This window comes from Pseudoalteromonas sp. P80D2 (assembly GCF_036680945.1).
Taxonomy (GTDB): Bacteria; Pseudomonadota; Gammaproteobacteria; order Enterobacterales; family Alteromonadaceae; genus Pseudoalteromonas; species Pseudoalteromonas shioyasakiensis.
Genome location: NZ_JAZDAR010000022.1, coordinates 441,739 through 453,441, shown reverse-complemented (window position 1 = coordinate 453,441; position 11,703 = coordinate 441,739). Strand labels below are relative to the sequence as shown.

The 11,703-nt window shown below is 40.8% G+C and carries 9 protein-coding genes; 3 read left to right on the top strand and 6 right to left on the bottom strand.

Going from position 1 to position 11,703, the window contains the following annotated elements; genetic code table 11:
• Positions 1 to 155 precede the first annotated feature (155 nt).
• Positions 156 to 2,891, bottom strand: a complete 2,736-nt coding sequence (locus tag VRK28_RS04575) for a TonB-dependent receptor domain-containing protein (protein ID WP_332393587.1) — start codon at positions 2,889 to 2,891, stop codon at positions 156 to 158.
• 259 nt (positions 2,892 to 3,150) lie between these two features.
• On the opposite strand from VRK28_RS04575, the gene VRK28_RS04570 reads away from it, so the two are divergent.
• Complete coding sequence (locus VRK28_RS04570) at positions 3,151 to 4,356, top strand: anhydro-N-acetylmuramic acid kinase (protein ID WP_062564718.1); 1,206 nt, start codon at positions 3,151 to 3,153, stop codon at positions 4,354 to 4,356.
• A gap of 3 nt (positions 4,357 to 4,359) precedes the next feature.
• On the opposite strand, the gene VRK28_RS04565 is transcribed toward VRK28_RS04570, so the two are convergent.
• Both VRK28_RS04565 and VRK28_RS04560 read right to left on the bottom strand, forming a co-directional pair.
• Complete coding sequence (locus tag VRK28_RS04565; protein WP_062564717.1) at positions 4,360 to 4,836, bottom strand: hypothetical protein; 477 nt, start codon at positions 4,834 to 4,836, stop codon at positions 4,360 to 4,362.
• A 183-nt stretch (positions 4,837 to 5,019) separates the two neighbouring features.
• Entirely contained in the window at positions 5,020 to 6,840 is a 1,821-nt protein-coding gene (locus VRK28_RS04560) for a GGDEF domain-containing protein (protein ID WP_062565893.1), read from the bottom strand.
• 264 nt (positions 6,841 to 7,104) lie between these two features.
• Here VRK28_RS04560 and VRK28_RS04555 point away from each other — a divergent pair, with 264 nt between their 5' ends.
• Together VRK28_RS04555 and VRK28_RS04550 are read left to right on the top strand one after the other, a co-directional pair.
• The gene (locus VRK28_RS04555; RefSeq protein WP_240701544.1) at positions 7,105 to 7,926 is read left to right on the top strand and encodes a hypothetical protein; all 822 of its coding nucleotides are present in this window, start codon (positions 7,105 to 7,107) and stop codon (positions 7,924 to 7,926) included.
• A gap of 40 nt (positions 7,927 to 7,966) precedes the next feature.
• Positions 7,967 to 8,443, top strand: coding sequence for a hypothetical protein (locus VRK28_RS04550; RefSeq protein WP_062565892.1), 477 nt, complete (start codon positions 7,967 to 7,969; stop codon positions 8,441 to 8,443).
• Positions 8,444 to 8,477: 34 nt separating this feature from the next.
• Here VRK28_RS04550 and VRK28_RS04545 read toward each other — a convergent pair whose 3' ends face one another.
• The 3 genes from VRK28_RS04545 to VRK28_RS04535 form a co-directional block, all read right to left on the bottom strand.
• Positions 8,478 to 8,813, bottom strand: coding sequence for a hypothetical protein (locus tag VRK28_RS04545; protein WP_062565891.1), 336 nt, complete (start codon positions 8,811 to 8,813; stop codon positions 8,478 to 8,480).
• 699 nt (positions 8,814 to 9,512) lie between these two features.
• Positions 9,513 to 10,550: a methionine synthase gene (locus tag VRK28_RS04540; protein ID WP_062565890.1), complete on the bottom strand. Its 1,038-nt coding sequence runs from the start codon at positions 10,548 to 10,550 to the stop codon at positions 9,513 to 9,515.
• 11 nt (positions 10,551 to 10,561) lie between these two features.
• A complete protein-coding gene (locus VRK28_RS04535) occupies positions 10,562 to 11,539 on the bottom strand; it encodes a DUF1852 domain-containing protein (RefSeq protein WP_062565889.1) in 978 nt (325 codons plus the stop codon).
• Positions 11,540 to 11,703: the final 164 nt, after the last annotated feature.

Here is an 11,703-nt window from a genome sequence, read left to right as displayed (position 1 = left end):
CTTGCTGCTTTTTGTTGCTCATATCATAACCAACAATCTAAACACTGTCCCTTTTTTATTGTTGACATAATTACAGCCTGTTTAAAATAAAAAAGCGCACCGGGCAGGGTGCGCTTGAGGGGATCAATCCTGTGTAGCTAAAACAGTAGGATTAATTAGAAGCTTGGAGCATATCTCAGTGAAACACCGACTGAGCGGCCAATCACACTATAATCACTCACGGTGTTAAAGTGGTTTGCGCCTACTTCAGGTGTTGGTGGTTCACGGTCTAATAAGTTATCGACACCAAAGTTAACAGCAAGTTCCTCATTAACTTGCCATGCCGCGGCAAAGTCTAAGTAATTTTGTGCTGAAATTGTTTCTGAACGGTCAACAGCATACTCTACTTCACCGATTCTGCGCCAGCCAAGTTGGAAGTTCATGTTATGTAACTGCCAATCAATGCTTGCGCGGTGTTTGTAATCAGCTTGCAGGATACTCGCAAAGTCGCCCGAGCAGGCGCTGCCGTACGTTCCTTTACAGTCAATTTCAGCCACCGTACTGTTGTTTTGGCGCGTTTGCTTAGTAACAAAGTTACCTTGGTACGAGAATCTAAAACGACCACCCATTTGCTCAGGTGCATCAATCACATAATTTGCTGCAACGTCGATACCTTCTTGCTCAATTGCGGCTAAGTTAAAGTCATTGACGATAGCTGTGCTAATAAAACCAGTGTTTGGATCGCGAAGTACCGCACCACACAATGGGTTGTTTGGATTCGGGTCATCAACATAACAGCTTTGCAGTGCAGCACCTGGTTGAATTTGGCTTACCGCATCTGTTACACGAATACTGTAGTAATCGAGTGATAAATCAAAGCCTTCTAAATAGCCAGGTGTATAAACAATGCCTAATGTATCAGATTCAGCTTGTTCAGGTTTAATATTCGGGTTACCACCGTAGGTGTACTCTGCCGTGCTTGAATCAAACTCGGTGCCAACAGGCGGCGCACCAAACGCAGCACATTGAGTCGCATCACCGGTGCCCAGTAAACAAGGATCGCCGTTATAACGCCCTGCTAGGCGTGGTACAAACTGATCGCTGTTTTGGTCAAATAACGATAACGATAGCGCTGTGATTGGGCTGGCAAACTCACCTAAGTTAGGTGCTCTAAACGCGGTTAAGCGGTTGGCGCGAATACGAATGTCACTGTTTATTGCCCAGTTGATACCTAGTTTGTAAGTGTCTTCTGCTTCGGTATTTGAGTAATCAGAAATACGGTAGGCACCTTCAAAGCTAAGCTCTTCAGCAAAAGGTTTATCAACTAAGATAGGCACTAAAATTTCAGCGTAGAACTCTTCAGAGCTAAAGCTTGCATCCATATCAAATGCGCTGATAGACGCAAAGCTGGTACCGTTTCTAAATGCATCACCTGGGGTTTGTTTACCGGTTTCTTTACGGTATTCATAACCAATTGCAAAATCGATAGCGCCGGCTGGTAATTCAAATAAGAATCCAGAGTCACCTGACAGTGTTGCTGAGATCACACTTTGTGTACGGTCGCGAGTGGTATATAGCAATGGGTCGCTAAAGTCGCTAAAATCATGGTTTGGATCAAAAATATCCACTGAATTTGCAAGGGCAGCAAAGCGACTATTACCGCTGTTATCATTACGGTATGCGTTGTTGTATATGGTGGCTACTTCGTCAGTTTTGCCATACTGGCCATATACGTCATAACGTAAGTAGTCAGTTAAATCACCTTTTAAACCCAATTGAAATTGCATTGAATCACGCACCGCTTCGGTGTGTTGCACGCCTAAACCTAGGTTACGTTCAACATTAACAAGGGCATTGCCTTCGCTATCAAACGTGAGTTGGTCGCGTAGTTCATCTGGAATATACGCATTGTCTTGCGTTAGGGTTACTTGCTCGTTAACAAAAATCGGTGTTTGGCCACTGGCACCAGCACCATTTACGGTCACTTTAGAATACATTGCGCGACCATAGGCAATGGCACTGTCGCTTACATCAACGTCAAATAATAAGCCCGCAGAAAAACGGTCCATCGGTTGAGTTAAATAACGGTCAGCTGTGAAATCAGATGTTTGACGATCACTTGTTACAGCTCCTGAGTCAGCAATACCTATGCTGTTGCCAGATACAACGTCAGTATAATAACCACCGCTGTTGATCATTGCCGTAGAGTTTTCAAGTGCGTAGTCACGCTCGCCGGCTAATAACTCTTTTCGCTCTGTATAACCAATATAGCCTGTTACATGGCCGCGACCATCTGCGATGTCGCCACCAAAAATAGCCTCAAAGTTAAGCTTTTCGTTACCGCCGTCGGCACTTTCGTAACTGGTTGAGAACTCAGCGCCAGTAAAATCATCGTCTAAAACAAAGTTTACAACGCCTGCTACTGCATCGGCACCATAAACCGCTGCTGCACCACCAGTTAATACATCAACGCGTTTAATTAACCCGGCTGGAATGGTATTTACGTCAACCGAGTTACGAAAACTAAATGGTACTGCGCGAGTACCGTCAATAAGTACTAATGTACGGTTTTGGCCAAGGCCGCGTAAATCTATGGTTGATGAGCCAAATGAGTCACCGACTGTGGCACCGGTGCTGTTTGCACCCGCCGCAGCTTGTGGCAGTTTTGCTGTAATATCTTCAACGTTCACTGCACGGTCTAGGTGAATTTGTGCTTCATCAACGCTCACCACTGGGCTACTTGAAACCAGCTCGGTACGTTGAATACGTGAACCCGTTACGGTGATCACTTCAGGTTTTTTTACTTCAGTAGTTTCTTCTGCGTGGGCATAACTAATTACTGAACTTACAGCGAGAGCTAAAGGTGATAGCAGCAATAGCGAGCGATGCCCTGTTGATGTATTTGCTTTCATGATGATTCCCTTGCGTTTTATCATTTAAATCAACGCAGGTTGGTGAGTGACCTAGACCATTTAGTTAATTTAATGAGTCATACTTTTTGTTATGATGCTTGTGTGTTCTCCTTTTGGGGAGCTCACCGGTACAGTTTTAAAGCAATTTAAAAGTCTTTGCAATAATTATTCTTTAAATCTATTATTTTAAAATATAAACTATTCCAACTCATCAACCCGCTTATTTACATCTAATAAGCTGATTTTAAGTGATTTATTTATGCATCAACATATTGAAAAACTGTATTTAAGCGCAAAAAAAGAAAGAAAATTAATAATTGGTCTAATGAGTGGTACCTCGTTAGATGGCCTTGATATCGCGCTATGCGAAGTATCAGGGCAGGGCATGAACACTCATGTAGAAGTATTAAAGTTTACGACGGTCGACTACGACGATGATTATAAAACGCGTGTAAAGCGAGTGTTCGCCAAACGCGAATGTGATCTTGAAGAAGTCACTTTACTCAACCCTTGGATTGGCCAATTACATGGTGAAATGGTTGCCAAAACGTTAGCCAGCTGGGGAGTAGCAAAAGAACTTGTTGATGTGATTGCCAGCCACGGACAAACTATTTATCACTGCCCTAAAAACCAACACAAGCGTGCAGAATATGGCAATGCAACACTACAAATTGGTGACAGCGATCATTTAGCGGTGACTGCAGGTATTACGACCATAGCTGATTTTAGACAAAAGCACATTGCTGCGGGTGGCGAAGGCGCACCGCTTGCGGTATATGGTGACTACTTGTATTTCACAAGTACCAGCGAAAACCGTATTTTGCTAAATATGGGCGGTATTGCAAACTTAACCTACTTACCTAAATCTGCAGATGCACGAGCGGTTTTTAGCTCTGACATTGGCCCTGGCAATACCATTATGGATGCCTATGTGCAGCGTTATTTTGCACCACTTCATTATGATAAAGATGCCGCTATTGCAGCAAAAGGCACGGTAAGTGAAGATTTACTCGCAGCGCTGTGTGATGATGCGTTTTTTGCTTTAGGGTTTCCAAAAACAACCGGGCCAGAAGTGTTTAATCTAGAGTATTTATTTGCAGCACAAGCACGCTCGAATACGCAGAGCTTATCGCACTTTGATGTGATGGCAACTTTGGTGCAGTTTTCAGGGGTAATGATTGCTAAAGCAATTAACCAATGCAGCGAAGGCTTGACCGATGTGGCTGTTTACGCCAGTGGTGGTGGAGTTCATAACCCATTATTAATGGACATTATTTTGGCTAATTGCCCAGAACTTTCTGTTATAAAAAACACCGATTCGTTGGGGATAAACCCAGATGCAAAAGAAGCCGTGTTATTTGCTATTTTAGCGAACGAATGTTTGTCGGGCGGACAACAACGCTTTGGTAATACCGAGCAAGGGATCCCCGATATTACCATGGGTAAAATTAGCTTTGCTGACTAGGCCCTAGAAAAAGGCTAAAAAGCTTGCGCCAATATTACTGATGTAATGGCGTAAGCCATTGTTTTTAGATTGATCGCCAGTTAGCAGCTCTGGTGATGTGCTTGCTGCAATGCTGACATCAAACTGGGCGCTGTCTTTAAGTGTTGCATGCATGCCGTGTAGCATTAATTGCAATACAAATTCACCACTGTGAGTAACATCCTCTAACGTAAGCATAATAACGTGCTGATCTAGATCGTGTTGCGTTAAAGTATGCGCAGTAAAGTACGCAGACTCACGTGCATCAGGGCGCGTTGCACTGATAGAGATCACATCACCTTCATGGGCATCATCTGGCAGCACACAACAAAATACAACACGCTTTTGCTCATTAGCCGCAAAATGCAATTGTTCATATTCCATAGTATGCGCAAGCGCAGCACATAAAGGATCTTCACTAGAGGGGAGTGCAAACGAAAGTTGCACCAAGGCACTGTCCATTACTTCTTCATTACGTTAGGTGATTAAATTAGCGTCAATTATTGATCAGTTAGATGACAGAATTATGACTATTGTCATATTGCGGATTATTTATATCAAAAACAGAGGAAAGTTGAGTGTTTCATTCGTTTGGTCGGATTTTAGTCTGTGTCTTTTTTGATTGCTGTTGAACTCTTCTTAAAGCTAAGAATAAACAGTATTTCTGCCGCCTCTTTTTGCTTCATAAAGGTGTAAATCTACCCTTTTGGCTGCCTGTTCAGACGTTTCATTTGGTGCAATTTCTATAACACCTAAGCTTATCGTTGCGCTTATAGACAATGATGTATGTTCCTTTTCGGCAACAGAAAGTCTGATGCGCTCGGCAATATCTTTTGCATGCTCTAAAGATTGATTCTCAAGCACAATTAAAAACTCTTCGCCGCCGACACGACCTACCCGATCAGAACAACGGACGGTTTGCACAATCGTATTGGTTATGGAAATGATTAATTCATCACCAATATCGTGACCGTATTGATCATTGACCGCTTTAAAATGATCGATATCGATAGAAATTAATGAGCTGACTTGCTGATTGAGTTTGTTTTGCAGCATGACGCTTCGTTTTAAATTTAATATAGCTCTGCGATTCGCTATGCCTGTTAGTTCATCTTTTAAAGCGAGTATTTCAAAGTACTTTTTCTGGCGAACTTGTTTGAATGTATAAACGGCGAATAAGAGTAAACACAAGCAAGTTATCATCATAGTTAAGCCTTGCCAAAAAGACTTATCTTCGGCTACTGATAATAGCTTTTGTTGTAGCTTTGACTCATGTTCTAAACGAGAAATCTCAAGGATCTGCTGTTCATAATTAAAGTTTAATCTGGCAGAAATAAGCGTATTATTTGCGATAGCTTGTTGTTTATCTTTAATTAAAGAGATTAATTGTTGTTGAGATGCTATTTGTAAGGAAGTATCTCCTGTTGCAGCTGCAAGCTGCGAGGTTAAATTTAAATAACGCTCCTTTAAGCTCTTGGGCCAAGATTGTTGTTGCGCGGCGGCTATCTTCTCATGAAATGAAAGGGCGGCTTGCAACTGAGCTGTAGCCAAGTACCATTCTGATTTAGTGAAGTTGTAAAGAGTCAAAATCCAGCTGTCAGTAACAGAGAGCGTGTTCGACTCAGTTAGGTATGACTCAGCCTGAGATAGACTGTTAAGTTTTATATTGAGTTCTGTAAGTTTAATTAATATGTAAGCATATCCGTTGTCGCTTTCGAAACGGCGAACATCTTTTTTAATCGACTCGTATAGCTCAATAGCCTTTATTAAGTCGCCTTTTTCTTCATAGGCATACGCGAGTTGATCCGCTACTTTGTACTGCTCTTGCTCATTGAATTTCGTTAACGCTAATTTGGCTCGCTGCAGTTGTTCAATTGCAAGTTCATAGTTGTACAACGCTATGTGAATATCGGCAATTTCTTTTAATGCGAGTGCTTTTTCGTAGTCATTACCTGCTTTTTCAAATAACTGATAAGCAGTTTTAGCAGAGTCGAATGCTTCTTGATAGTTGCCTTTAGCTAACTGAATACGGTTAAGTACTATGTGGGCAAGAGCAATGATTGACAATTTTTTTGAAGAGGTTATTTCGTCTAATGACGACGTGTTAATTATTGGTTTTAAGTGTTCTAGAGCTGTTTGATAATTACCTTGTGTATACTCTTGGTTTGCTTCACAGACAGCAAGTTCCTGTATTAAGTTTAAATTGTTTGCTTGATGAATGACTGGTTTGGCTGTTTCTAGAAAATGTTTATATTCGCTAACCCTGTTTGGGGTTGATACATTAGAAAACCAACATTTAAACGCCATCACTTGCGCATCATCTAGCGCATTTTCATAAGGCATTTGCTTTTCTAATCTAGCTAAAATTTCGACAGATTCAGAATATGTTGTATAACCGTGAAGAACACGGCTGATTTCACTCTGAACATCCTTTGCAGCCACATTGGTTGCAAAAAATAGCAACAAGCACAATATCCTTATCATTTGAGCATTACTCCATAAAGCTACTCTGATACCAATCAATGATATTTTCTTATAATTGAAGTTAGCTTAGCATAATGAAATTTTTGCTTATAAGATTTTGCGTTGAAAAATATAAATAATTTAATGCTTTAAGCTATGATTGGTTACTTTTGGGATTTGAAAGCAGCTCAACACAAAGTAATGGAATTGTGTACCTAAAATGGTATGGTTATTTTAAATAGTTTTAATTAAAAGGATGTTTTTTTCATGTTAAACAAAATATTACTGTGTAGTGCTTTGTTATTTTCTGTTACAGCACTGGCTGAAAGACCAGACTATTTTAATGATGAGATAGAGCAAGAGTATCTCGCGGTTTTAAAGCATATGGACGAAATGATGCCGCAAACCGATGTAGAGCTTGCCTATTTACCCTCTTTTTACCCGTTTAGCATCTTTGATATACATGCCACAAAATTTAAAAATGACAAAGATAAGCAAGCGTTCACTAACTTTAATTTAGGAGTGCTTGGTAGTCAGTATTTAAATGTTGAACAGCAGTTCGGAACAAAACTCCCTAATTTATTTATTTGCAAAAAAGATCAGTGTACTGAACAAAGGCTTAAGTTAATTAGGTCTTTTTTAGATGTATCAGAGGCACAAATTTTAGCATTTAAAAATAGCCAAAATTTGAAACTCATACAGCAATCTGCGCCGCACGTTTACCGTGTTAACAATACTTTTTACTCTCCCACCCAATTAATAAGCTATACACCATCAAGATATGCTGGGTTTGTACCCTCTGCCGATTATAAAATTCTAAGCCCTGATGCAGAGCCAAACTTGATGGAGCTATCAGCTGATACACAAGAACTCAGAGATTTAATGGTTGAGTATAAGGTTGCAGCTATTACAAAAGATGAGTATGACAACATTAATGTGATTTTCGGTGGTCTTAGTGATAATCATTGGGGGGTGGTCCTTTTAGACAATTATAGTATACCTAGGGAGGGGGATAGGAATGCTTTTGGCCTTGAGTATGAAATAATCAAACCACTCTCCAAGACAAGTTTTTATTATCAAACTAATTAAACCAAGTTTTATCAACAAACAGTTATCAATGGAGTAAACAATGGGGTTGTCTGAAAATAACAAACTAAAGCCCCATAGTTTTGTGTTGAAAAGCTTTGGATTAATAGCACTTTTTGTATCCTTAACAGGATATGCCACCGAGCAGCAAGTTCAGCAGCACGTAGATGCGTTTATTCAGAGTCAATATAAAGATCATTTTCCAGAATTAGTCTCTGATGATGAAATTGGCCGATTAAAGCGTTTTTATGAGCATAGTGATGGAAGAGTCTCTATATTTTGGACTTATCAATCAGGCAATGTTTGGTTAGAGAAGCTGACTCTCATTAAGGTGCAAGATGATGGTTATAGCGAATTGTCGTCTATTTCTATTAACGGCGTAGTAGATAGTACGAAAAAGATTGGCGAACAGCTTGTTATACAATTACGTACATATGATGAAAGTGATCCTCGTTGCTGCCCCAGCAAGAAAACCACTTTACGCTACCGTATTTATAATAGTGATTTAGTTAAATTATAGCCTGGTTGTTTTGCTTCAGGCTATAAATCAAGAATCAGCAAATATGATATTCGCCATGTGGTTTGTTGCTGAACATAAAGGCTTGTAACTCAGATTTAAGTACTTCGACAATGTCGTTTGTAAATGGCGTTCTGATTTCACCAGAGTCTAAATACCTAAGTAAATCAGTTTCATGCTTGAGAGCTGACTGAATAGAGTAGTTAATTGGGTAAGTAACTTTAAATTGTTTGCGTGATATCACGTTGTCGTGGTTTTCAATCTCAACATAAAAAGTTAATTGCTCGTCTTCTTCGTAAATGTCACTACAGGTGCCTTGCTCACGAATACAATCTAAAACAATATTTTTAATGAAAATATCAAATTCGTTCATATTAATCCCTCAATTTTTGCCCATCCATTGGGTACAACTGAAATCTAGCAAAAAATAATTAATCTAGCCAATTCAATTTTGCATCTTTTGGATTAACACTTTCTGAACGGGGTGGTTTAAAAGCATTAGGGGGGACGTAGGAGTTAGTTGATAGAGAATAGTCGTTAGAGGATAGGATGCGCGAAACAGGTTTCACGCCTACGTTGTAGCAGCGGCTTTATGCCGCGTCATTGATAAATTTTACGAGAAACGAGAAACGAGAAACGAGAAACGAGAAACGAGAGGCGAGATAAAACGCGATGTAAATTGGCCGCTACACAATCAGGTCCATTCCAAATTTAAAATCTGACGGGCTAAAGCCCGACCTACAATACAGGTCGTCATTTATGGCGACTAGAGGTGAGGTAGACGCGCACCTCGCAACTTTCTCTTAAAAATTCGCTAACTTACCCTCGCAATTAAACAACCATAAACGCGATGTAAAATGGCTGCTACACAATCAGGTCCATAGCAAATATAAAATCTGACGGACTAAAGCCCGACCTACAAGGTCGTCATTTATGGCGACAAGGACTCGACCCTCGCGTCTCGCACTTCGATCCTCTCACCTCGCATCTCGATCCTCGAACCTCGCACCTTTCCCCTAGTAACTCGCTAACTACTCCTAAAGCCTAGAGCCTAGAGCCTAGAGCCCAGAGCCTAAATCCTAGCCCCTAAAACCTCCCCCCTCACAATCTCTGCGCCTTTACTTAGCGCACTGAGCTTGGCGCTTGCTATGTTGCGAGGAAGGGGAGCCATACCGCAGTTTGTGCATGGGTAAAGCTTGTCGGCATCAACATATTTCAAGGCTTCGCGTAATGTCTGTGCTACTTCATCAGGGGTTTCGATTTCATTGCTCGCTACATCAATGGCACCAACCATCACTTTTTTGCCGCGAATGAGTGCTAATAGCTCAATGGGCACGCGAGAGTTGTGGCACTCAAGTGAAATAATATCGATATTCGATTTTTGAAGTTTTGGGAATACTTCTTCGTATTGACGCCATTCATTGCCTAGTGTTTGTTTCCAATCAGTGTTGGCTTTAATGCCATAGCCGTAGCAAATGTGCACGGCGGTTTCGCACTTTAAGCCTTCGATTGCTCTTTCTAGGCACTTAATGCCCCAGTCATTAACATCATCGAAGAACACATTAAACGCAGGCTCATCAAATTGAATAATATCAACACCAGCAGCTTCGAGCTCTTTCGCTTCTTGATTGAGGATTTTGGCAAATTCCCACGCTAGTTTTTCACGGCTTTGATAGTGGGCGTCATACAAGGTATCGATCATGGTCATTGGCCCTGGCAATGCCCATTTTATAGGTTGCTTGGTCTGCGAACGTAAAAACTTGGCGTCTTCAACAAACACTGGTTTGCTGCGTGATACCGGGCCAATTACACTTGGTACACTGGCTTCGTAGCGATTACGAATGGTCACTGTTTTACGGTTTTCAAAATCAACGCCATTTAAGTGTTCGATAAAGGTCGTTACAAAGTGTTGGCGAGTTTGCTCGCCGTCGCTCACGATATCAACGCCAGCTTGTTGTTGCTCTTGTAAGGCAACACGCAGCGCATCTTGTTTGCCGTCGATAAGCTCTGCGCCTTGCAATTTCCAAGGCGACCATAAGGTTTCAGGCTCAGCAAGCCAAGCAGGTTTTGGTAAGCTGCCAGCTGTCGATGTGGGTAATAACTTTCTCATTTTTACTCTCTTTAAATCGCGTAGTTAGCAGACCATTTCTCAAGCATTGATTGATAAGGCTTAATAAAGTGCTGCTCTGTAAATTTACCTTGTGCAATCGCAAGTTGGCTGCGCTCTTCACGGTCGTAGACAATCTGCGTGATCGAGTGATCGGCGTTTCTTAAATTTGGTTGATAGCAACTACCCGCCACGGCATTGGCATTATAAATTTCTGGACGGTAGATTTTTTGGAATGTTTCCATGGTGCTAATCGTGCTGATCAACTCTAAGTTGGTGTAATCGTTCAGCAGGTCACCAAAGAAATAAAACGCCAGCGGAGCAACTGTGTTTGGTGGCATAAAATAGCGCACCTGCAAGCCCATTTTTTTAAAGTATTGCTCGGTTAATGACGACTCATTTGGTTGGTACTCAGCACCTAAAATTGGGTGTTGGTTTTCTGTACGATGGTACGTTTTGTTATCAGACACGCTTAAACAAATAACAGGAGGTTTTTTAAAGTGTTGTTTATAGGTTTCTGAATTTATGAAGCTTTTAAAAAGTTTGCCATGAAGATCACCAAAGTTTTCGGGAATGCTAAATTCGTTTTTCGCTTTGTTATGATCAAGCAGCAGTACGCTAAAGTCGTAATCACGTACATACGATGAAAAGTTATTACCAACAATTCCTTCGATACGTTCATTAGTTTGGTGATCAATGATATTGGTTTTTAATACCTCAATAGATGGGAAAGCTTCAGCGCTCCCCGCAATTTCTAAATCAACCGAAATGATTTCAAGTTCTACTGAATAGCGGTTGCCTTGCGGGTTATCCCAATTTGCTAGTGCATTAAAGCGGCTATCAATCATTTTTAATGCATTACGCAAATTTTGTTGACGGCTTGCGCCTCGTGCCAAGTTAGCAAAGTTAGTTGTAATACGCGTGCTGTTAGATGGGTGATAGTTTTCGTCTAGCTTTAAACTTTTAACTGTATATTTAAAATCGTTGTTCATAGCAATGTGTCCATATTTCCTGAGATAAATGATTGCTGCTCACCTTCCTTAAATCGCTAGGTCATTAACCTTGAGGTGGCTTGGTATCAATTTATACGTGCTCAGTATCATGAAGAAAAACGTTTTTATTTCAGGTAAAACATGAGGCAGATTCATAAATATTT